We start from the raw sequence: 22,324 nt of genomic DNA, 5'->3' as shown, positions 1-22,324 counted from the left end.
AAATCGACTTTTGTCTACAGTTCTTGTATTCGTATATAGCTTTGTAAAAAAGTGTCACTTCAACACAAAAAATACTAAATTGCAACTTTAAAAAAAGATTGTTATTTCAATCATTGAATCCTTCAATTTTTAATTCAAAGAACACCTTCATGACCGAACTTCAATACATACAATCACACGTTTCAATCCCTGAAAAAAGTATTCTCAAAACAATTCAATTACTGAATGAAGAGTGTACAATTCCATTTATTTCACGTTATCGAAAAGAAATGACAGGAAACTTAGATGAAGTTCAAATTGGTCAAATAGTAAAACTAAAAACTGCTTACGAAGAACTAGAAAAACGACGAGAAGCCATTCTGAAAGCAATTACAGAACAAGATGCACTCACGCCACAATTACAGGAAAAAATTGCGCAAGCAAAAACGGTACTAACGTTAGAAGATATTTATTTACCCTATAAGAAAAAACGTAAAACAAAAGCTTCTATTGCTAAAGAAAACGGGTTAGAACCATTGGCAAAAATTATCATGAAACAACAACATGAAGATGTAAACTACGCCGCAAATCGTTTTGTAAAAGGAGAAGTTGCTTCTACTGAAAAAGCATTAGAAGGCGCACGACACATTATTGCGGAATGGATTAACGAAAACGAATACGTCAGAAACAAAATAAGACGTCTTTACCAACGGAAAGCAACGATTGCAACCAAAGTAGTCAAAACGAAAAAAGAAGACGATAGCGCGCAGAAATACACCCAGTATTTCGATTGGAGCGAATTGCTTCACAAAACACCTTCACATCGATTATTGGCGATGTTGCGTGCCGAAAATGAAGGTTTCATTAAAGTAAAAGTTGCTGTTGCCAAAGAAGAAGCACTAGACATGATTGACGGTTTAATTATTAAAACAGACGTAAAATCGTGTACAGATCAAGTATTCACAGCTATTGAAGATGCGTACAAACGTTTGTTGTCGCCTGCAATTGTAAATGAAGTCATGAACGAAGCCAAAGCCAAAGCAGACGGAACGGCAATTTCAGTTTTTGCAGACAATTTAAAGCAATTATTATTGGGCGCGCCATTAGGTCAAAAACGTGTGTTAGCGCTCGATCCTGGTTTTAAATCGGGTTGTAAAGTGGTATGTTTGGATGAAAAAGGTGATTTGTTACACAATGAAAATATTTATCCGCATCCGCCACAGCGAAAAATTTCAGAAGCAGGTAAAAAGATAAAATCATTGGTAAACGCGTATAAAATTCAAGCCATTGCTATCGGAAACGGAACGGCTTCGCGCGAAACAGAATTCTTTATTAAAAAGATTCAATTTGATCGCGATTTGCAAGTGTTTATCGTAAATGAAGCAGGCGCATCTGTGTATTCTGCATCAAAAATTGCACGTGCTGAGTTTCCAAATTACGATGTAACGGTTCGTGGTGCGGTTTCTATTGGAAGACGTTTGACAGATCCGTTAGCGGAGCTCGTTAAGATTGATCCGAAAGCCATTGGTGTTGGACAATATCAGCACGATGTTGATCAAACAAAACTAAAAGAAGAACTCGATACGGTTGTGATGAGTTGTGTAAACGCGGTTGGTGTAAATGTAAATACCGCAAGTAGCGCATTGCTAAGTTATGTGTCTGGAATTGGCGCAAATTTGGCAGAAAATGTAGTAAAGTTTAGAACCGAAAACGGAAAAATTGATTCACGTTCAAGCTTAAAAAATGTACCTCGTTTGGGTCCAAAAGCATTTCAACAAGCCGCCGCTTTTTTACGAATTACTGATGCCAAACATCCGTTGGATAATTCTACCGTACATCCAGAAAGTTATCATATTGTAGAAAAAATGGCAAAAGATGCAAAGATTTCGGTTGATGAATTAATAGGGAATAAAGCTATTTTAAGCAACATCAAACTTGAAAACTATTGTACAGAAACTATCGGATTGCCTACGCTTTCAGACATTATAAAAGAATTGGAAAAACCTGGTGTTGATCCGCGAAAAGCGGCAAAACTCTTTGAATTTGACAAGCATGTAAAAAAGATTTCAGATGTAAAAGTAGGTATGTCGTTACCCGGAATTGTCAATAATATTACCAACTTCGGCTGTTTTGTCGATATCGGAATCAAAGAAAGTGGTTTGGTTCATATTTCAAAATTGGCAAACGAATTTATCAGTGATGTCAATTCGGTGGTAAAATTACATCAACACGTAACAGTTACCGTTGTTGAGGTTGACGAAAGTAGAAAACGAATTCAATTGTCTATGATTGATTAATTTTTGAAAACTACAATGTCACGGTTTAAATTTCTAAAGGTTATAGCTATACAAAGAAGTCAAAACGATTTCTGATAACTAAAACCGTTTATAATATGAAAAAAGGAAATTCAAATTCGTTAACACTTAAAAAAGTGATCATTAGTAATTTTTTGATTGGAGGAACGTACCGACTTTCAGATCATGCATGTGCGTCTGCGATTACATGTGAATCAGCATGTTATTGCATACTTCCTACCGAGACTTGCAATTGTGAACAGCAGGCACCAGAGAAAACTGCCTACTGTGATGGACCAACAGGATAATTTTGACGGAGATTAATTAATAAAAGGTTAACGAATTTCGGTTCGTTAATCTTTTTCTTTTTCAACAATATATTTTGATAATTAACGTGCATTCAAGATCAAAAAACGATACTATTCCTAGGAGATACACTTTAAATTTGAATACTAATTATTTTGAACTCAGGTTTGTAAATTTCCACCAAGAACAGCACAATATCAGATGCTTCATTTATTTTTCAAACTAAAATTAATCAAACTTATCACAACTTCTAAGCATGATAAATTGTTTTTGACCTTTGAATTCGCCAATATCTTTCCATGATTTTGCATATGCTTCTAACACCAAAAAACCTTCTTCCCATTGTTCACTGTTAAGCGAACATTCTATGGAAATTTCGCCTGTTGGTTGTCTTCCAATATAAAGTTTTAGCGCGTTAAATTTATGATCAAGTGGCGCGTTTTTCAAGTTGTTTTTTATCAAATCAAACAAACTTGTATCTCTTTTAGTTTCTTCCCACGTTCCTTGAAAAGCATTTTCGCTCATGTTTGGATGCCATAAAATTTCTTTTCCATCACGAAGGGTAGAAAAATCAAGCGCTTCGTCGTGTGTTTCTTTAAAACTTTCTTTAAATGTGTTGAAAATATTGGTGATATAATCATCAATTAAGGAAGAAACTTTTTCTGGTGGAGAATCGCCAATACCTGTTAAATTGGTAACAATTCCGTTAGGGAAATAGGTCGGATGAATGGTAATTATAAGAGCAGGAAGCATCAATGGATGAAAATCGCCAGGCATAATTGCGGTGGCAATTTCAAATTCTGAATCTACTTCAATTGCAGCATATTTTGTGGAAAACTCTGTCGTATGTCCTAAGGTTTCTAAATATTTTTTTAGCGCCTGCAACAGAAACGTATTCATGTCAATTTCCTCTTCTTCTTGTTTTTTCTTCTTTGGTTTTAAAAAGTCAAAAAATCCCATACGGCTTGCAAAATTTCATGTTAGTATCTACTAATTCTTTATTTTTTCAGTAATATATGAATAAATTTCCATCATATAATACCCACCAGAATCTATAAAATACATTCTATTTTCTTCTACAAATAAGGCGTTTGGCGATTTGCTAACATATGTCCATAAACCTACATTTTTTTTGGACTCCATCAATATGTTAAAAGCTGTTTTTGCGCTTTCAGGAGTATTAAAAATATATTCTTCAATGGTAACTCTCGGATAGGTAGTTCCGTTTGGTCGCATTGGTTTTGTTCCTTTTAAAAAGGATGTTCGAACTTCATGAATATTACTTTTAATTTTGGTAAGATCAGCAATTGTAGCCAAACTATCTTTAAGCGTTAACGCATGTTGTAAACGCCATAAAAGTACTGTTTTTTCAGGCAAAACAACGTCTATACTTTTCACTTGATAGTGATGTTCTAACGTTGCCAATCGTGTTATTTTTTCTTCTAATTTTGACGTAAGGTCAATACTTTTTGGCGTTTCACTTTCGTGAGAATTAACTTTTTCTTGATTAATATTTGGTGTTGATTTTGGTACAGTTTCTTTTTCTTGTTTGCACGCAACAAACGAGAATAGTATGGTAATTAAAAAGAAAGTAGCAAGTGATTTCATCCTGTGAATTTATGAAATAACACTAAAAATAAGTTACTTCTTTACAGGAAATTTATGTTTTAAGAAATTAAACACCAATTCAAAATGCTTTAATGAATCTCCATGCGAACCAACAATAGCAACGTGTTCTGTATAATATTGAAAATTCTGTTGCTTCAATCTAGCAATCATTTTGTTACACATAGGCGTTGTTGGTGCAACTTCATCTTCAGTTGCAGAAATTAATAAAATAGGTCCTTTTATGTTTTCAACTTTAATCAATGCGTTTTGTTCTGCTACTGTATCTTGCAACATAGCAGAAAAAGCACCGCGTAAATCACGTTTCATAATAAACGGCACGGACGCATCATTTACAGGAATAAACGGCAATTCAGCACCATTATACGTCCAAGTAGAAGTGGTAAAATGATTGGTATTCCCTGGGAAAACTGCATGACTTGCTACGAGTCCGACAACACAATCAATATCATCGTAATAACTTGCAACTAACAATCCTAAATCTGCGCCACGCGAACCACCAATAATAGCAATTCGTTCAGCATCAACTTGTTTGTTTTCGGTTGCTTTTAGAATAGCGTTATGCACATCTTCAATGGCTATTTTTTCTAAAAGTTTAGGTGTGTTTGTTGCATTAAAATACCCAATAGCTAAAAATGCATAGCCTTTTTCAAGAAATTGATCTCTTGTTTTTTTCCAATAATCACTTGTCCAAGCGTTTCCACCTTCCGAGCCGCCGAGTCCGACAATTAAAGGTTGTTTTTCACCGTTTCCAAGATATAAAACAGTTTCTGTGTTTTTAGTAGCAAGTGTTTCTTGCGCATCAATTGTTGTGGCAAAAATTAAGAAAAATAGGAAGCATACAAATTGTAATTTTTTTGATGAGATCATAGTTATTTATTTTTATACAAAGTAAGTTGATTATACGTTCTAAACTTTTGACCTAGATCAAATAATCATTTTTCAGCGCGAATTCTGCTCAATGTTTCTTGCGTGATGCCAATATAGGAAGCCACCATTCCTAACGGAATACGATGGTAAATATCATGATAGGTTTCGCAAAAATGAGTGTATTTTTCTTTGGCAGAAGCAAAGCGCATTGAGGTAATACGTTCCATTAAATGCCCAAAAATAGTTCCCATAGAAAGTCGTGAATAACGCTCCATTTCTGGGAAATTGTCAAACAAATACACCAAATCATTTACATGTAACGAAAATGCTTCCGTCGTTTCAATGGCGTCAATATAATAGATGTCTGTTTTGCGCAGCATGAAGCTTTTTGGCGAGTTTATCCACTCATCTTTACTGCAAAAGTATTCACTTACTTCTTTTCCATCTTTTAAAAAGTAGGTGCGAAGCATGCCTTTTCTGATAAAATAACTTTTTGTAGAAACTTGATTTGCATCTAAAACGAGTTCTCCTTTTTTAAACGTAACAACATGCAATCTATCTTTTAATTCGGCTTTGAGCTGATCAGAAAGTTTGATATACTGTTTAAAATGATCAAATATGTTTTCGGTTGTTTCGATATAATTTTATAAAATCAAGTTTACTTATATTTTCTAAAGATAAGTAGTATTCACCAATAAACAGCACGAAATGAATATAGCATTCCAGCTAATAGGTAATTATACTACAGAAATCAAAATAGATATGTATGTAAACTAGTTTTTACAGACTTAATGAACTCAAGAATGTTTCATTTTGAATATCATCCGGATTCAGCATATATTGCGTTAAGCCAGTTTCGCCTATTAATATGAGCAAGTTATTTTGAATAATAACATCAAAACTATCCGCATCAATTGCGTGTACTAATTGCATGTTTTCAGGGTCAGAAATATCAAATATTTTAACTTGATCATCACATACAAATAGATAATCGTTTTGATAAAATCCTAAACCTATAGGTTCAATCATATTGCGTTGCGATAGTAAGATAGGATTTTCCGCATCTGTAACATCGTAAACTTCCAAAATATTCAAATCTTCTCCACATAAATTTCCACCTTTCAAGGTTACAAAAGCATGAGAATCATTTGCAATTACGGGATCGCAAGCTGTAAAATGCTGTACGGATGACAATAGTTGAGGAGTTTCTAGTTGTGAAGCGTTGTAAATAAACATTCCGTTTCGTGAACCTATGTATAAGTAGTCTTTGTATGAAGACAATGTTTCAATATTGAAACCTACATTTATCGTATTTACCAACACAGGATTTTCTGTATTGCTAATATTGAACACGTTTAAGTTTTGATAATCTACGGTGTACAAATAATTTTCCAACGTTACAAAACGTGCTAAAGATCCTGATTGTCCATCTTGTCCAAATTCATTTGTTGTGTTTGCTATATCTGAACTATCTGAGTCACAAGAAGTATGTATAATTCCAACGCAAACTAATAAAATAAATATTTTTAGTGTATTCATATCTTTAATTTTGAGTCCAGTTAATAACAATTTCATTTGGTGCTACATTAGGGAAAAATCCATCAGGAGATAATAATTGTGGAAATATATTTTCAACGCGTTGTGTTTCAATAATTCCGTCCAAAGAAGCATTAAATTTTAGCGCAACAAGATCAACCGCTTGGTTAATGTAGAATGAATCATTCTTAAAAATAAGATCAGTTGCGCCAGGCGTTACAAGAAATTTTTCCACAATTGGATTAGACGGATCGGAGTTGTTTACAATGTGAAATCCTTCGTATGGCTCATTAATAAACAAGTATTGTTCTTTTACATAAATTTTTCCTGTTTCGGCAATTGGTTTTGCTTCTTGAAGTACTATTGATGTTTCTAGTTCTGAACGCAATAGTGTTGTTGCTTCAAAAGACGATGCTGGTGGTTCAACAGTTGGTATTACATTGTCATCATTATAGAAACACGAAGTGAAAATAAGTGCAATGAATACGATTAAGTGGTTGGCTTTCATTCTATTGTTTTTACAATAGATACATAAAATGCAATTTGGTTGCGTTAAGAATAATAAAATTTATAATATTATCATTTCTTCTTTCTAAAAAGAAGCATGATATCAGTTATAAAATACGCAGAAACAATGATCATTCCTGCAATTGCATAAACGTATTTTTGGCTAGGAAAAAAATAAAAAACACTAGCATATAACGTCATCAAACCTAAAGGATAGGTAAATATTCGAATAAAAATACTGAACAATGACGCTTCTTTTATGGTATTCTCTTCCGTAACTTCAATATCTAATTTTTCTAAAATATCTTTTTTCTGAATTCTCTTTTCACTTTCATACACTACTTTACAAAAAACAACATAAATAATTAAAAAGATAACTTTAATACACGTAAAAATCCAAAAATTGTCTTGTTGATAGGAAGCAATATCTTTTGGAATAAAAAAGAAAACTAATGCAACAAAAATTCCATAAAAGAAAACTTTTCCAAAAATATTGAGTTCCGTTTTAATATCAGTTAAATGTTGTTGTGCATTAAATGTAAAGGTGAAAACGGCATACAAACTCATCGTCCAACTATTGCGTTGCCAAAGTTGAATTTCTTTAGAAGAAACATAGCCTGTTACAAAATGATTATTCCCTAGCATTCCACTAAAGTGCGACCAAAAGGTGTTCTTTTCCTCAAGCTGTATAAGTTGATCAACTTCTTTTTTTGTAATTTCCAATATGATACAGTTTAAATATAATTGTTAATTATAGGTGTGTTTTTACCATGCAATTGTTACAAAAAAAAAAAAAAAATCCACACGAAGTTCGTGTGGATTTTTACTATTTTATATAAAAAAGAAAACTATTCTTTCTCTACTTTCTTCGCTTCATCATCTTTAGTAGCATCCTTAAATTCTTTAATTCCGCTACCTAATCCACGCATTAATTCTGGAATTTTTCTTCCTCCGAACAAAAGTAATACAACAACTACAATTAAAATAATTGAAGTTCCTCCTGGAATTGCTAAAAACATGTTTAAAGACATCATAATGATTAAATTTAAGCTACAAAGGTAAAAATAAATATACATACCACGACAAAGAAGGATAAAAAAACACAGCAATACAATATTATTCCTAATATTTTTCTTTTAAGTTTGTAGTGTATAATTGAGCTATGGCGAAAGACAATCAGAAAAAACAACGACTTAAAAAGAAGCTTTTACACAAGTATCGTTTGGTCATTCTGAACGAAGATACTTTTGAAGAACGTGTTTCCTTTAAACTTACACGTCTAAATGTCTTTGTATTGACTACCTTTTCGATACTGTTACTTATTGTACTAACTACGTTTCTTATAGCGTTTACATCACTACGTGAATACATTCCAGGCTATTCATCAACGGAATTAAAAACAAAAGCCATTGAACTCAACGAAAAAATAGATTCATTACAACAGGTACGCGTGCGCGATTCTATATATATGGCTTCCATTAGAAATGTCCTTACGGGAGAAATAAAAAGCGAAAGCATTAATAAAGATTCTTTATATGAATCATTTAAGGTCGATTCTGAAGAACTCAACTTAACAGCTAACAAACAAGATTCGTTACTACGCGAAGAAGTAGCGGAAGAAGACAAATACAATCTATTTGAAACGGCAACATCCAAAGTAAACTATGTATTGTTTCCACCCATAAAAGGAGACATTACACAAGAATACAATCCGAAAGAAAAACACTTTGCAATTGACATTGTTGCGCCAAAAGATACACCTGTAAAAGCAACTGCTGACGGAACAGTCATATTCTCAGAATGGACAGTTTCTACTGGATATGTGTTAATTATTGAACATCCAAATAACTTAATTTCAGTATACAAACACAATGCTACACTAACCAAACAACAAGGCGATTTGGTCACCGCAGGAGAAGTAGTAGCAACTGTTGGAAATACAGGCGAATTGACCACAGGACCACATTTGCATTTCGAATTGTGGAGTGAAGGCTATTCTGTAAACCCAACATCATACATTGACTTTAAATTATAAAAAATTACATCTGATCAAATTTAAAAAACAAACAAACAGATGAAATCTTTAAAAGCTTTACTTGCCAAACCTTTTGCCAAACACATTCGAAAGAACGTGTATAAATGGGCAAAAAAACCTATCAAAACGCAAGAAAAAGTATTCAAACAACTTATAAAGCAAGCAAAAAATACGGCTTTCGGGAAAGATCATGATTTTGAAAATATTCATTCCTATGAAGATTTTGTAAAACGCGTTCCCATTCGTGATTATGAAAGTTTAAAACCTTATGTAGAACGTGTTGTTGCTGGAGAATCGGATATTCTCTGGAAAGGAAAACCGTTATACTTTGCAAAAACATCCGGAACCACTTCAGGTGCAAAATACATTCCAATTACGAAAGAATCAATGCCAACACATGTGGAAGCGGCTCGAAATGCAATTCTACTATACATTGCCGAAACAGGAAACACTGATTTTGTAAATGGAAAAATGATCTTTTTACAAGGAAGTCCAATCCTAAAAGAAGAAAACGGCGTAAAATTGGGGCGACTTTCCGGAATTGTAGCACATTACGTACCTGGATATTTACAAAAAAACAGAATGCCAAGCTGGGAAACCAATTGTATTGAAGATTGGGAAACCAAAGTAGAAGCTATTGTTGATGAAACATTGCCTGAAAAAATGGCGATTATTAGCGGAATTCCTTCGTGGGTTCAAATGTACTTTGAACGCATTCAAGAACGAACAGGGAAAAAAATTGGCGAAGTCTTTCCAGATTTCAAACTATTCATCTTTGGCGGTGTCAATTATGAACCTTATCGAAATAAATTTGAAAACCTAATTGGTAGAAAAGTGGATAGCATAGAATTGTATCCTGCAAGTGAAGGATTTTTTGCCTTTCAAAACCAACAAGATGATAAAGGCATGTTGTTACAGTTGAAATCGGGTATTTTTTATGAATTCATCGAAGCAAACACCTTTTTTGACGAAAACCCAACTAGGGTTGCTCTAAAAGATGTAAAACTTGGTGTAAATTACGTGATGATTATTTCAACCAATGCCGGACTTTGGGGTTACAATATTGGCGATACCGTAGAGTTTACATCTCTAAAACCATATAAAGTAATCGTTTCAGGTAGAATAAAACATTTTATTTCAGCATTTGGAGAACATGTCATTGGAAAAGAAGTAGAACATGCATTAAATGACGCATTGCAAAATTCTGGCGCAAGCATTAATGAATTTACGGTAGCACCAAAAATACATACGGAAGATGAATTGCCCTATCATGAATGGTTTATAGAATTTGAAAAAGAACCAAAACACATGGACGCTTTTGCAGCAACAATTGATGCTTCACTGCAACAACAAAACAGTTATTACCTTGATCTTATCAAAGGGAAAGTTTTGCAGCCGTTAAAAATTACAAAAATCCAAAAAGATGGTTTTCAAAACTACATGAAATCAATTGGTAAATTGGGTGGACAAAATAAAATTCCAAGGTTATCTAACGATAGAAAAATCGCGGAAATGCTAACGAATCAGAAAAAAGCATAGAAATATCAAATTAACTTGTATTTTTGTGCGGAAAAATCATATATGAGTAACATTAAAATACACAAAAGAACTAGAGCACAAGAGTCATCAGGAGCAATTGAGCGTTTGTACATTACCATGAGACATTTATTTAATCGTGGATTTTACAAACCGATGGGCGTTTCTGGAGATACATTGCGTCAGGCTTTGTTACAGTTACGCCCCGAAATATATGGCTCTGTTGCAGAAGAAAAGGCAGAAATTAATGGACTTTTATATGTCATTGATCGGTTGCCAATAGGTATTGAAGAATGTCGTTTTATCAACCTAACTTCTGATGAAGGCTACAAAAATTCGCACTTTAAAGTTATAATTCCACCAAAAAGAAGAAGAAACTGTTATCGTATTGACGAAGAACAGATGAACATTGAAATTACGCGTGGACGTTCTGAAATCTATGATATCTTAACGCATTTGACGTTTTTATTTATAGAATCGCACAAAATTTGCAATCGTGTTCTCATTGGAGAAGAGGGCGAAACAACTCGCGATTGGGAAAAACTAGAAGCGGCTGTTTGCAAAAAGAAAAAATTAACCTTGGCAGAAAGAGAAGTTGCCATCACACATACTGCAAATATTCTTGGACGAACATTTAAGGAAATATTAGATGCGCACAAAACATTTTCTACCAAAGAAAACCCTGAACGCTTTTTAAATATCATTTATTGGTTAGGAAAATTAGCTATCAAAGAAGTTAGTATTGGAGAAAAAAGAACAATTACCTTCAGTCCTGTGTTGCGCGAGCGTTTAGGACATCATATTCATGGTGAAGTTTGGGCAAACAATATAAAGAAAGTACTAAAGGAAAACGATTTATTACACAGGCCTATCCATATCATTAGTGCAAACATGCACAGTGTAATGAACTCGATATTTGCGCCAAAATTATTACAAAAACAACTCAAAACTACGAATGAGTTTGATATTTTTGAAGAATTGAGTACGTCAGGGAATGATGTGCTTCGAAATAAAGTAGAAAAAGAAGCGTTGAAAAGAGGAATGATTTACATAAAAGATGAATCAGGAACCAACATCAATGTGCAAATATTTGATACGGCAAAAATTGATTACAGCAAAACATCGTACACTTGTTGTGCAGAAACAGATGCTGAAAAACCCGTATTATTTGTAATGGATTATGCGTTTGGAGAGCAAGCCTATGAAACCATAGATGAGTTTTTAAAACCATACATAAACGGAAACAAAAAGCACAAAGAATACCTAAATGTTGCTTCAATCTCTATTATGGGGAAAGCAGGAATATTAGAAGGAGGAAAAGGAGATATTATGATTCCGTCAGCACACATATTTGAAGGAACTGCGGACAACTATCCTTTTGAAAACGAATTGAAAAAAGAGGCCTTAGAAGGTCACGGATTACAAGTATTTGAAGGTTCAATGATTACAGTTTTAGGTACATCGTTGCAAAACAAAGACATTTTAAAATTCTTTCACAACTCTACTTGGAATGTGATTGGTTTAGAAATGGAAGGTGCGCATTATCAAAAAGCCATTCAATCTGCTTCAAAAATTAGAAGTAGTATATCGGAAAATGTAAAAGTACGTTATGCGTATTATGCTTCTGATAATCCATTAGAAACTGGAAGCACGTTAGCTTCAGGCGGATTAGGTACAACAGGTGTAAAGCCAACATACTTAATTACAAGAAAAATATTAGAACAACTATTAAACAACAAATAAAAAAGGATATGAGCGAGAATGTTCAAAACACACCTGAAACATCATCAAAATCTAACAAAGACAAAGAGATAGATTTAGGAGATTTATTTACCATTATTGGAAATATTTTCAATAAAATATTTTCTTTTATCAAGAATGTATTACTGCTAATATTTGATTTATTAATAAAAGTATTAATCATAATTAGAGTTCACATTTTGAAGTTTGCAATTGTTGGGGTTTTAAGTCTTGTTATAGGATGGTTCATTGACTCCAGACAAGAAACGGTATACAGATCCAATATCATTGTAAATGCAAACTATGGAAGTGCAAGACAATTATATTCCAACATTAGTTATTACAATAACTTAGCAAAAGAAAAAGACAGTGTTATGTTGGCTACAATATTTGGTATTGATCCATCTGATGCAAATAAAATAGCAGGATTTTATATTGAGCCACACGTAACAGAAAATGATATTATAATAGCATACGATGACTTTATGAAGTCTACAGATACTACTATTATCAAAAATTATATAGACTTCGGAAAGTTTAAAAGTAGTATTGATCCTTTAGAATATAAAAGACACAAAATAAGTGTAGCGTCTTTTCAACAAGGTATTTTTAGTGCTCTGCAAGAAGAATTAGTTAGCTATAAGATAGAGAACAATTTCATAAAAAAGTCGAAAGATATTCGTTTACGTACTCTTACTGAAGAGCAAAAAGGACTCGAAAAACAACTTCAATCTATTGATACTTTACGTGAAGTCTACAATAAATCTATTTTAAGTGAAGCTGGTAAAACAAGTTCTGCACAGACAAACATTCAAATGTCTGCTAGTACGATAAAAACGAACGAAATTGAACTTTTTGCACTTAATGAAAAAATCTCAAAAGAAATTTTAAAACTGAAAGCAGAAAAAGATTTTGGAGGAGAAACCATAGAAGTATTAAATGACTTCTCTCCAGGGTCAGAAATAAAAAGCTTTTTTGATAGCTTCCTTTTCAAAATTCCAATAATCACGCTCATACTATTATTACTATTTATATTTTTAAGAGAGTTAAACAGCTTCTTAAATACATACGAAGAAAACAAACGATTAGATGCCTAAAAATGCCGTACTTATAACAGGAGGAGCAGGTTTTATAGGATCAAACTATATTCCGTATTTCTTGGAACAACACCAAGATACACTAGTTGTGAACCTTGATAAACTTACCTATGCAGGTGATGAGCAAAACCTAGTAGAAGTACAAAATAACGCAAATTATACGTTTGTAGAAGGTGATATTTGTAACAGGGCTTTACTAGAAAAATTGTTTGCGAAATACGATTTTACAGCGGTCATTCACTTTGCCGCAGAATCGCATGTAGACAACTCTATCAAAAATCCAGATGCGTTTATTCAAACCAATATATTAGGAACATTTAACGTGTTAGATGTTGCTAAAAAACAGTGGATGAATGGGCCAAATCAAGTGAAAGAAGGCTGCGAAAACTGCCGCTTTCATCACATATCAACAGACGAAGTATACGGAACATTAGGAGAAACTGGTTTGTTTACCGAAAGTACTTCATACGCGCCAAACAGTCCGTATAGTGCTTCCAAAGCATCATCTGATTTTATAGTACGTAGTTATTTCCATACGTATGGAATGAATGTCGTAACAACAAACTGTTCCAACAATTACGGACCAAAACAACACGATGAAAAATTAATTCCAACCATCATTAGAAAAGCAATCTTTGGTGAAAACATTCCAATCTATGGTGATGGAACAAACATTCGTGATTGGTTGTACGTATTAGATCATTGCAAAGGAATTCATCTAGTTTATCAAACAGGAAAATCAGGTGAAACCTACAACATTGGTGGACGAAATGAGCGCAACAATGTGTATATTGCAACTACAATATGTGAATTATTAGACAAATTACAGCCTAAAACTGCTTCCTACAAAGAGCAAATCACATTTGTAAAAGACAGACCTGGACATGATTTTAGATACGCTATTGATGCAACTAAAATAGAAAATGAACTCGGTTGGAAAGCCGCAGAAAACTTTGAATCGGGCATTTTAAAAACAATTGAATGGTATTTAGCTAAATACACAACAAAATAAAAAATGAAGGGAATAGTATTAGCAGGAGGATCAGGAACACGATTGCATCCACTTACGTTAGCCGTAAGCAAGCAATTAATGCCTGTATATGACAAACCTATGATATACTATCCTGTTTCTACCTTAATAAGTGCAGGAATTCGTGAAATACTTATCATTTCCACACCACAAGATTTGCCATTATTTCAAAAACTACTAGGCGATGGAAAAAACTTTGGTTGCGAATTTCATTACGAAATACAAGAAAATCCAAACGGTTTAGCAGAAGCGTTTATTATTGGTGAGAAATTCATCGGAAACGATAAAGTTGCTTTAATCTTAGGAGACAACATATTTTACGGATCTGGTTTGGCGTCTCTATTACAAGCCAACAACGATCCAAATGGAGGAATTATTTATGCATACCACGTACACGATCCAGAACGGTACGGAGTTGTAGAATTTGACGCTGACGGAAATGCTATTTCCATAGAAGAAAAGCCATTAAAACCAAAATCAAACTATGCAGTTCCAGGGATCTATTTCTATGACAATGACGTTGTAGAAATTGCCAAAAACATAAAACCCAGCAAACGTGGCGAACTCGAAATTACGGATGTAAATCGTGTATATCTCGAAAAAGGAAAACTAAGTGTCAGCATTCTCGATAAAGGAACAGCTTGGTTAGACACAGGAACATTTAACTCATTAATGCAAGCTTCACAATTTGTACAAGTCATTGAAGAACGTCAAGGACTCAAAATTGGTGCTATTGAAGAAGCCGCGTACAGAATGGGATTCATCACCAAAAAACAACTAGATGAACTTGCAAAACCATTATTAAAAAGTGGTTACGGAAAACATCTTTTAGAAATACAATAAAAACAACGTCTTGAATATTACACACACACCATTAGCAGGCTGTTTTGTTATAGAACCTCAAGTATTTGGGGATTCTAGAGGAAACTTTATGGAAAGTTACAACCAAGAAAAATTTCCTGCTAAAGTACAGTTTGTACAAGACAACCAATCCACATCTCAAAAAGGAGTATTGCGTGGATTACATTTCCAAAAAGGAGAACATGCACAAGCAAAACTCGTACGTGTCATTCGCGGAGAAGTATTAGATATTGCGGTGGATATAAGACCAAATTCTGAAACATTTGGACAACATTTCTCCATCGTTTTAAACGATACAAACAACAAACAACTATTTGTACCACGCGGTTTTGCACATGGTTTTGCCGTTTTAGAAGACGATACCATATTTGCCTATAAATGTGATAACTTCTGGAACAAAGAATCAGAATCAGGGATTATGTACAACGATCCAGATATTGCCATAGATTGGATGCTTTCAGAAGATGAAATAGTACTTTCTGACAAAGATAAAATATTGCCCACTTTGAAATCTATAACACTATGAAAACGGTTTTAGTTACAGGTGCTAACGGTCAATTAGGACAATGTATTCAAAAAATCCGACATCAGTTTACTGATATTTCATTTCAATTCAAATCGTCAAGCGAATTAGACATTACAAATGCAAAAGCTATACATGACTATTTTGAAAATAATACAATTGATTACTGTGTCAATTGTGCCGCGTACACAAACGTAGAATTAGCAGAAAGTGAAGAAGAAAAGGCGTATTTGGTAAATGCAGCAGCAGCAAAACTATTGGCGGAAACATGCAAAAAGCATCATACAACACTCATTCATATCTCTACAGATTATGTGTTTGATGGTAAAAAACAAACACCATACGTAGAAACAGATATTACAAATCCGATAAGTGTATACGGAGCTTCCAAACTAAAAGGCGAACAGTATATTCAAGAAACGTTTCAAAACTATTTCATCATTCGTACGTCTTGGCTCTATGCCGAATTTGGCAACAACTTCTACAAAACAATGTTGCGAAAAGTTGCAGAAAAAGCAAACTTGACAATTACTACCGAACAAAAAGGAACGCCAACCAATGCAAACGATTTAGCGGAATTAGTTGTAGCAATCATCAAAACAGATACCAAAGATTTTGGAGTTTACCATTTCAGTAATGAAGGCGAAGCCACTTGGTACGATTTCACGAAGGAAATCATTCAAAATCTGAATCTAGCAGAAGCTGAAAAACCTTCACTAAGAAGCATTGATAGTTACAAAACAAAAGCTGCACGTCCAGATAATAGTGTATTAGACAAAACGAAAGTTCGTAACCTTATCAAAACCATTTCATGGCAGGAAAGTCTACGGAATCTCATGAAAAATCATTCCTAATTTGGTACAATCTCATCTATACAACGCCATTGAAGCTGCAGTGCATGCAGGTTCAATCATTATGGATATCTATGAAAATGAAAACTTCGAAATAGAAATAAAACCAGACGATTCTCCTGTAACAATTGCCGACAAAAAAGCAAGTGAATATATCGAACAGGCACTCAAATCAACAAACATTCCTGTAATCAGTGAAGAAGGAGAGCATAGCAGTTACGAAATTCGTAAACACTGGTCGCAATGTTGGTGTGTAGATCCATTAGACGGAACAAGAGAATTTATCAAACGAAATGGCGAATTTACTGTAAACATTGCTCTAATTGATAACGACAAACCAATCCTAGGAATCATATACATTCCAGTAACGAAAACACTCTATTTTGCAATAACTGCAGAAAAAAAAGCGTTCAAACTAGAGTTGGAAACACATCAAATAACAACGGAAATAGTACAGAATGCTACTGAAATTTTTCCAGAAGAAAAAAATGATGTTGTTAAAATAACATCGAGCAGATCGTACACCAATGCACAAGTATATGATCTCATTGCCCGACTCAAAGCGGAACATAAAAAAGTAACGCTTGTAAAAGCAGGAAGTTCCATAAAATTTTGCTTAATAGCAGAAGGAAAAGCAACTTCCTATCCGCGATACGCACCAACAATGGAGTGGGACACAGCGGCAGGACAAGCTATTTGTAACGCTGTTGGTATAGAAGTGTATTCGCTAGAAACAGATAAACCACTAAAATACAACAAGAAAAACCTACTAAATCCGTGGTTTATTGTTCGAAAAATAGGATAAAACAAAAGGGGATAAAAACCCTTATAAAAAAGGGTATTTCCCCTTAAAATTCATTTATTTTCTAGTGTAAAATTTTATGGCTAGTTTTGCACCCAATAATTGCACTATGTACCAAAAAGTATATCATCAAGGAAGCCTCGAAAACTATCGTTTTTTAATTACAGGTGGCGCAGGATTTATAGGAGCTAACTTAGTTGAATACCTACTAAAACACAACGCTAAAAAAGTTCGTGTATTGGACAATTTAGCAACAGGTTTTAAACACAACATTGCAGCATTTGAATCGAATCCGAATTTTGAATTTATTCTAGGAGATATCAGAGACTTGGAAACCTGTAAAAACGCAGTAGATTCAATGGATTTTGTATTGCATCAAGCGGCATTAGGTTCTGTGCCTCGCTCGTTTAACGATCCAATTTCTGCGAATGCAGTAAATGTTTCAGGTTTTTTAAACATGATGATCGCTTCGCGTGATGCTGGTGTAAAACGAATGATATATGCGGCTTCTTCAAGTACGTACGGAGACAGCAAAGCATTGCCAAAAAAGGAAGAAGTCATTGGAAAACCATTATCTCCGTATGCAATTACGAAATATGTAAATGAATTATACGCAGAAAATATCTCAAAGCATTTTGATTTTCACACAGTAGGATTGCGTTATTTTAACGTTTTTGGGCCGAAACAAAATGTAAAAGGTGCGTATGCGGCGGTAATTCCGCTGTTTTTCAACGCAGGAATACATAACACAAAAGTAACAATCAATGGTGATGGAAATCAAACCAGAGACTTTACATTTGTCGAAAATGTAGTGCAAGCAAATATGAAATCGTTATTTGCTGAAATACAGCAACATGAAGTAATTAATGTAGCCGTTGGAGATCGTATTAGCGTGAACGATTTGTGGAATTATATCAAAAACATTTCTAACAGTACTGTTGAAGCATCTTATGGTGAAAGCAGAATTGGAGATGTACGCGATTCATTAGCAGATATTTCAAAAGCACAACAACTAATAGGGTACAAACCAGCCTATACCGTACGTGACGGATTAGCAATTACATACGATTTCTTTAAAAAACAAGCTGTAAAAAATGAACAATAAGGTAATTTCCATAATAGGATTAGGATATGTTGGGTTGCCTTTAGCTGTTGAATTTAGCAAAAAAGGATTCCAAGTCATCGGATATGATATCAATGAAGCACGAATTCAAGAACTGCAACAAGGAAAAGATCATACACTTGAAGTAAGTACTGAAGAGTTGCAACAAGCAACAACATTGCAATACACTAACAAGGCGGAAGCTATTGCCAAAGCAACGGTGTACATAGTTACGGTTCCGACACCAATAACTGTTCATAAATTTCCAGACTTATCTCCACTAGAAGCGGCTTCAAAATTAGTTGGTTCCGTACTAAGTAAAGATGATATCGTAATTTATGAATCTACGGTATTTCCGGGTTGTACAGAAGAAGTTTGTGTGCCAATTCTGGAAGAAAAAAGCGGTTTAACGTTTAATAAAGATTTCTTTTGTGGCTATTCGCCAGAACGGATAAACCCAGGAGACAAAAAGCATAGAGTTAACAATATTGTCAAAGTAACTTCGGGTAGCACGCCTGAAATTGCAAATTTGGTTGATGAATTATACGGAAGTATAATCACTGTAGGAACATTCAAAGCTTCCTCTATAAAAGTTGCCGAAGCTGCAAAAGTGATTGAAAACTCACAACGAGATATCAACATTGCGTTTGTAAACGAATTGGCATTAATTTTTGGAAAACTAGGTATTGATACACATGAAGTATTACAAGCTGCAGGAACAAAGTGGAACTTTTTACCATTTACACCAGGATTAGTTGGCGGACATTGCATTGGCGTTGATCCGTATTACCTAACATACAAGGCAGAAAGTGTAGGATACAATCCGCAAGTTATCTTAGCAGGAAGAAAAATAAACGATAACATGGGTAAATACATTGCGGAACGCGTTGTAAAACTCATTATAAAACAAGGAAAACTAGTCAAAGGTGCAAAAGTGACCATTTTGGGAATCACTTTTAAAGAAAATTGTCCTGACATTAGAAACACAAGAGTCATTGATATTGTACGTGAACTTACAGAATACGGAATTAACGTTGAGGTATTTGATGACAATGTAAATGCTTCAGAAGTTAAAACGACATATGATATAGAGTTGGTTTCGTCGATTTCTAAAGACACATCAGCGATTATCTTGGCAGTTGCACATAAAAGTTTCAATAAAATTGATGTAACGCCCTTTTTTAAAGAAGGATGTATTATTTTTGACGCGAAAAATTTCCTCCCAAAATCAATTGTAACAGAAAGATTATAATCGTTTTAACGATAAAAATAGTAGAGAATAAATGAAAAAAAATCTAATTGTATTTGGTACACGACCAGAAGCCATCAAAATGGCACCATTGGTAAAGGAGTTTTTAAAACACCAAGATACTTTTGAAACAAAAGTGTGTATCACTGCACAACATAGAGAAATGCTAGATCAAGTACTTTCATTCTTTGAAATTACACCAGATTACGATTTAGATTTAATGAAGCCAAACCAGAATTTATATGGACTAACTTCGGATATTATCATGAATTTAAAACCTGTGTTGGAAGAATTTCAACCAGATTACGTATATGTTCATGGAGATACAACTACGACAATGGCAACAAGTATTGCCGCTTTTTACTCAGGTGCAAAAGTATGTCATGTAGAAGCAGGATTGCGTACTTTCAACAAAAGATCACCTTTTCCAGAAGAAATTAACAGATGTGTTACAGGAAGTATTTGTGACTATCACTTTTCTCCAACAGAAACATCAAAACAAAATCTGCTAAACGAAAATGTAGCAGATGAAAACATACTTATTACTGGAAATACGGTAATTGACGCGTTACACTTTAGCGCAAACAAAGTAAAATCGGACGGATTTGAAGATCAAGAAATAGAAGATTTAAAAAGTGTGCTTGATACCTCAAAACGATTAATTTTAGTAACAGGACATCGTAGAGAAAATCACGGACAAGGATTTATCAATATTTGTAGTGCTTTAAAACAAATAGCGGTAAACCATCCTGACACACAAATTATTTATCCTGTTCACTTAAATCCAAACGTACAAAAACCTGTATACGAATTATTAGCAGACATTGACAATGTAAACCTAATAAATCCGTTATCATATCCGGCTTTTGTTTGGTTAATGGACAAATCGAGTTTAATAATTACGGATAGTGGTGGTGTTCAAGAAGAAGCGCCAAGTTTAGGAAAGCCAGTTTTGGTAATGAGAGACACCACAGAACGCCCAGAAGCTGTAGATGCAGGAACGGTTTTATTAGTAGGAACAAATACGGATAAAATTATTACTGAAGCTACAAAATTACTAACAGACGAATCAGCATATCACAAAATGAGCAAGCTTCATAATCCTTACGGAGACGGAACAGCGTGTGATAAAATTGTAAAATACATGTCAAAATTATAATACATCATGGCAAACAAACCAAGTGTTGTTATGGTAGGTCTAGGATATATTGGACTTCCTACCGCAGCGTTAATCGCTAGTAAAGAAATTAAAGTAACAGGAGTTGATATTCACCAAAGCGTAGTTGATACGATTAATAAAGGTGAAATTCACATTGTAGAGCCAGATTTAGATGGTTTGGTACACAAAGTAGTAAAAGATGGATACTTACAAGCAAGTACATCACCTGTTGAAGCAGACGTGTACTTAATTGCGGTTCCAACACCATTTAAAGGTGATCATGAACCAGATATTTCGTATGTAGAAGCGGCAACAAGAGCATTATTGCCAACCTTACGAGAAGGCGCATTGGTCATTGTAGAATCTACAAGTCCTGTAGGAACTACCGAAAAAATGCAAGCTATTATCAATGCAGAACGTCCAGAATTGAAAGGGAAACTATTCATGGCATACTGTCCAGAACGTGTATTGCCAGGAAACGTAATATACGAACTAGAGCATAATGACAGAGCTATTGGTGGAATTGATGAAGCATCTACGGAAAGAGCCGTAAAATTCTACAGACATTTTGTAAAAGGAGAATTGCACAAAACCAATTCGAAAACAGCAGAAATGTGTAAATTGGTTGAAAACTCATCAAGAGATGTTCAAATTGCCTTTGCAAACGAACTTTCAATGATTTGTGATGAAGCAGGAATTAATGTTTGGGAACTCATCAACTTAGCAAATAAACATCCAAGAGTAAACATTTTACAGCCTGGAACTGGAGTTGGAGGACATTGTATCGCAGTAGATCCTTGGTTTATTGTTTCTGAATTTCCTAAGAAAGCGAAAATTATTCGTGCGGCAAGAGAAATTAACAACTACAAAACTGAGTGGGCAATTGAAAAAACAAAAAGCACTGCATTACAGTTTAAACTAGATAACGGACGTGATGCCAAAATTGCTTGTATGGGATTGGCATTTAAACCAAATATTGACGATTTACGTGAATCACCAGCGTTATTAGTTACCAATACACTCATTGAAGAAGGATTTGACGTAATGGCTGTAGAGCCAAATATAAAATCGCATGACGACTTTACAATATACGAAGTAGAAGAAGCGTTAACTGCTGCAGATATTATTGTATATTTGGTAGCACACAAAGAATTTACAAGATTAGAAAAAACGAATAACACACTCGATTTTTGTGGTGTTTTTAAATAAAATAAATAAACC

At 34.1% G+C, this 22,324-nt stretch carries 23 protein-coding genes; 15 read left to right on the top strand and 8 right to left on the bottom strand.

The features are described from left to right. Positions 1–149 precede the first annotated feature (149 nt). Both ACQ654_RS13860 and ACQ654_RS13855 read left to right on the top strand, forming a co-directional pair. A complete protein-coding gene (locus tag ACQ654_RS13860; RefSeq protein WP_430410935.1) occupies positions 150–2,276 on the top strand; it encodes a Tex family protein in 2,127 nt (708 codons plus the stop codon). Between the two features lie 95 nt (positions 2,277–2,371). Further along, entirely contained in the window at positions 2,372–2,581 is a 210-nt protein-coding gene (locus ACQ654_RS13855) for a hypothetical protein (RefSeq protein ID WP_430410934.1), read from the top strand. Between the two features lie 226 nt (positions 2,582–2,807). On the opposite strand, the gene ACQ654_RS13850 is transcribed toward ACQ654_RS13855, so the two are convergent. The 8 genes from ACQ654_RS13850 to tatA all read right to left on the bottom strand — a co-directional run bounded on the left by ACQ654_RS13850 (position 2,808) and on the right by tatA (position 8,152). Beyond that, on the bottom strand, positions 2,808–3,539 hold the full coding sequence (locus ACQ654_RS13850) for a DUF6348 family protein (RefSeq protein WP_430410933.1): 732 nt from the start codon (positions 3,537–3,539) through the stop codon (positions 2,808–2,810). Positions 3,540–3,569: 30 nt separating this feature from the next. Then, entirely contained in the window at positions 3,570–4,187 is a 618-nt protein-coding gene (locus ACQ654_RS13845; protein WP_430410932.1) for a hypothetical protein, read from the bottom strand. 33 nt (positions 4,188–4,220) lie between these two features. Then, positions 4,221–5,075: an acyl-CoA thioester hydrolase/BAAT C-terminal domain-containing protein gene (locus tag ACQ654_RS13840; RefSeq protein ID WP_430410931.1), complete on the bottom strand. Its 855-nt coding sequence runs from the start codon at positions 5,073–5,075 to the stop codon at positions 4,221–4,223. 65 nt (positions 5,076–5,140) lie between these two features. Then, entirely contained in the window at positions 5,141–5,629 is a 489-nt protein-coding gene (locus tag ACQ654_RS13835) for a Crp/Fnr family transcriptional regulator (protein ID WP_430410930.1), read from the bottom strand. Between the two features lie 226 nt (positions 5,630–5,855). Further along, on the bottom strand, positions 5,856–6,614 hold the full coding sequence (locus tag ACQ654_RS13830; RefSeq protein WP_430410929.1) for an LVIVD repeat-containing protein: 759 nt from the start codon (positions 6,612–6,614) through the stop codon (positions 5,856–5,858). A gap of 4 nt (positions 6,615–6,618) precedes the next feature. Beyond that, positions 6,619–7,119, bottom strand: coding sequence for a hypothetical protein (locus ACQ654_RS13825; RefSeq protein WP_430410928.1), 501 nt, complete (start codon positions 7,117–7,119; stop codon positions 6,619–6,621). 71 nt (positions 7,120–7,190) lie between these two features. Beyond that, positions 7,191–7,841, bottom strand: coding sequence for a hypothetical protein (locus ACQ654_RS13820; RefSeq protein WP_430410927.1), 651 nt, complete (start codon positions 7,839–7,841; stop codon positions 7,191–7,193). A gap of 125 nt (positions 7,842–7,966) precedes the next feature. After that, positions 7,967–8,152: a twin-arginine translocase TatA/TatE family subunit gene (gene tatA / locus ACQ654_RS13815; RefSeq protein ID WP_430410926.1), complete on the bottom strand. Its 186-nt coding sequence runs from the start codon at positions 8,150–8,152 to the stop codon at positions 7,967–7,969. 128 nt (positions 8,153–8,280) lie between these two features. On the opposite strand from tatA, the gene ACQ654_RS13810 reads away from it, so the two are divergent. The 13 genes from ACQ654_RS13810 to wecC all read left to right on the top strand — a co-directional run bounded on the left by ACQ654_RS13810 (position 8,281) and on the right by wecC (position 22,312). Then, entirely contained in the window at positions 8,281–9,153 is an 873-nt protein-coding gene (locus ACQ654_RS13810; RefSeq protein ID WP_430410925.1) for a M23 family metallopeptidase, read from the top strand. A 39-nt stretch (positions 9,154–9,192) separates the two neighbouring features. After that, entirely contained in the window at positions 9,193–10,692 is a 1,500-nt protein-coding gene (locus tag ACQ654_RS13805; RefSeq protein ID WP_430410924.1) for a GH3 auxin-responsive promoter family protein, read from the top strand. A gap of 42 nt (positions 10,693–10,734) precedes the next feature. Then, on the top strand, positions 10,735–12,432 hold the full coding sequence (locus ACQ654_RS13800; RefSeq protein ID WP_430410923.1) for a DUF6909 family protein: 1,698 nt from the start codon (positions 10,735–10,737) through the stop codon (positions 12,430–12,432). Between the two features lie 8 nt (positions 12,433–12,440). Beyond that, positions 12,441–13,526 (top strand): hypothetical protein, encoded by a 1,086-nt coding sequence (locus ACQ654_RS13795; RefSeq protein ID WP_430410922.1) that lies wholly within the window; start codon positions 12,441–12,443, stop codon positions 13,524–13,526. Next, positions 13,519–14,538, top strand: a complete 1,020-nt coding sequence (rfbB, locus tag ACQ654_RS13790) for a dTDP-glucose 4,6-dehydratase (protein WP_430410921.1) — start codon at positions 13,519–13,521, stop codon at positions 14,536–14,538. The genes ACQ654_RS13795 and rfbB overlap by 8 nt, the downstream gene beginning before the upstream one ends. 3 nt (positions 14,539–14,541) lie before the next feature. Then, complete coding sequence (rfbA, locus tag ACQ654_RS13785; protein ID WP_430410920.1) at positions 14,542–15,399, top strand: glucose-1-phosphate thymidylyltransferase RfbA; 858 nt, start codon at positions 14,542–14,544, stop codon at positions 15,397–15,399. Positions 15,400–15,409: 10 nt separating this feature from the next. Further along, positions 15,410–15,943: a dTDP-4-dehydrorhamnose 3,5-epimerase gene (gene rfbC / locus ACQ654_RS13780; protein ID WP_430410919.1), complete on the top strand. Its 534-nt coding sequence runs from the start codon at positions 15,410–15,412 to the stop codon at positions 15,941–15,943. Next, on the top strand, positions 15,940–16,794 hold the full coding sequence (gene rfbD, locus ACQ654_RS13775; protein ID WP_430410918.1) for a dTDP-4-dehydrorhamnose reductase: 855 nt from the start codon (positions 15,940–15,942) through the stop codon (positions 16,792–16,794). Before rfbC ends, rfbD begins: the two co-directional genes overlap by 4 nt. Position 16,795: 1 nt before the next feature. Then, on the top strand, positions 16,796–17,596 hold the full coding sequence (cysQ, locus tag ACQ654_RS13770; protein WP_430410917.1) for a 3'(2'),5'-bisphosphate nucleotidase CysQ: 801 nt from the start codon (positions 16,796–16,798) through the stop codon (positions 17,594–17,596). A 106-nt stretch (positions 17,597–17,702) separates the two neighbouring features. Continuing rightward, complete coding sequence (locus ACQ654_RS13765) at positions 17,703–18,698, top strand: SDR family oxidoreductase (protein WP_430410916.1); 996 nt, start codon at positions 17,703–17,705, stop codon at positions 18,696–18,698. Beyond that, positions 18,688–19,947 (top strand): nucleotide sugar dehydrogenase, encoded by a 1,260-nt coding sequence (locus ACQ654_RS13760; RefSeq protein ID WP_430410915.1) that lies wholly within the window; start codon positions 18,688–18,690, stop codon positions 19,945–19,947. The genes ACQ654_RS13765 and ACQ654_RS13760 overlap by 11 nt, the downstream gene beginning before the upstream one ends. A gap of 31 nt (positions 19,948–19,978) precedes the next feature. Continuing rightward, a complete protein-coding gene (gene wecB / locus ACQ654_RS13755; RefSeq protein ID WP_430410913.1) occupies positions 19,979–21,103 on the top strand; it encodes a non-hydrolyzing UDP-N-acetylglucosamine 2-epimerase in 1,125 nt (374 codons plus the stop codon). Between the two features lie 6 nt (positions 21,104–21,109). Continuing rightward, on the top strand, positions 21,110–22,312 hold the full coding sequence (gene wecC / locus ACQ654_RS13750) for a UDP-N-acetyl-D-mannosamine dehydrogenase (protein ID WP_430410911.1): 1,203 nt from the start codon (positions 21,110–21,112) through the stop codon (positions 22,310–22,312). The last annotated feature ends 12 nt before the right edge of the window (positions 22,313–22,324 follow it).

This window comes from Kordia sp. (assembly GCF_965283645.1).
Classification (GTDB): domain Bacteria; phylum Bacteroidota; class Bacteroidia; order Flavobacteriales; family Flavobacteriaceae; genus Kordia.
This window is presented reverse-complemented; position numbering and strand designations above follow the sequence as displayed.

Excerpts from the sequence above, each read along its gene's own strand:
- ACQ654_RS13860 (WP_430410935.1), top strand. The coding sequence starts at position 150 with ATGACCGAACTTCAATACATACAATCACACGTTTCAATCCCTGAAAAA.
- ACQ654_RS13855 (WP_430410934.1), top strand. The coding sequence starts at position 2,372 with ATGAAAAAAGGAAATTCAAATTCGTTAACACTTAAAAAAGTGATCATT.
- ACQ654_RS13850 (WP_430410933.1), bottom strand. The coding sequence starts at position 3,539 with ATGGGATTTTTTGACTTTTTAAAACCAAAGAAGAAAAAACAAGAAGAA.
- ACQ654_RS13845 (WP_430410932.1), bottom strand. The coding sequence starts at position 4,187 with ATGAAATCACTTGCTACTTTCTTTTTAATTACCATACTATTCTCGTTT.
- ACQ654_RS13840 (WP_430410931.1), bottom strand. The coding sequence starts at position 5,075 with ATGATCTCATCAAAAAAATTACAATTTGTATGCTTCCTATTTTTCTTA.
- ACQ654_RS13830 (WP_430410929.1), bottom strand. The coding sequence starts at position 6,614 with ATGAATACACTAAAAATATTTATTTTATTAGTTTGCGTTGGAATTATA.
- ACQ654_RS13825 (WP_430410928.1), bottom strand. The coding sequence starts at position 7,119 with ATGAAAGCCAACCACTTAATCGTATTCATTGCACTTATTTTCACTTCG.
- tatA (WP_430410926.1), bottom strand. The coding sequence starts at position 8,152 with ATGATGTCTTTAAACATGTTTTTAGCAATTCCAGGAGGAACTTCAATT.
- ACQ654_RS13810 (WP_430410925.1), top strand. The coding sequence starts at position 8,281 with ATGGCGAAAGACAATCAGAAAAAACAACGACTTAAAAAGAAGCTTTTA.
- ACQ654_RS13805 (WP_430410924.1), top strand. The coding sequence starts at position 9,193 with ATGAAATCTTTAAAAGCTTTACTTGCCAAACCTTTTGCCAAACACATT.
- ACQ654_RS13800 (WP_430410923.1), top strand. The coding sequence starts at position 10,735 with ATGAGTAACATTAAAATACACAAAAGAACTAGAGCACAAGAGTCATCA.
- ACQ654_RS13795 (WP_430410922.1), top strand. The coding sequence starts at position 12,441 with ATGAGCGAGAATGTTCAAAACACACCTGAAACATCATCAAAATCTAAC.
- rfbB (WP_430410921.1), top strand. The coding sequence starts at position 13,519 with ATGCCTAAAAATGCCGTACTTATAACAGGAGGAGCAGGTTTTATAGGA.
- rfbA (WP_430410920.1), top strand. The coding sequence starts at position 14,542 with ATGAAGGGAATAGTATTAGCAGGAGGATCAGGAACACGATTGCATCCA.
- rfbD (WP_430410918.1), top strand. The coding sequence starts at position 15,940 with ATGAAAACGGTTTTAGTTACAGGTGCTAACGGTCAATTAGGACAATGT.
- ACQ654_RS13765 (WP_430410916.1), top strand. The coding sequence starts at position 17,703 with ATGTACCAAAAAGTATATCATCAAGGAAGCCTCGAAAACTATCGTTTT.
- ACQ654_RS13760 (WP_430410915.1), top strand. The coding sequence starts at position 18,688 with ATGAACAATAAGGTAATTTCCATAATAGGATTAGGATATGTTGGGTTG.
- wecB (WP_430410913.1), top strand. The coding sequence starts at position 19,979 with ATGAAAAAAAATCTAATTGTATTTGGTACACGACCAGAAGCCATCAAA.
- wecC (WP_430410911.1), top strand. The coding sequence starts at position 21,110 with ATGGCAAACAAACCAAGTGTTGTTATGGTAGGTCTAGGATATATTGGA.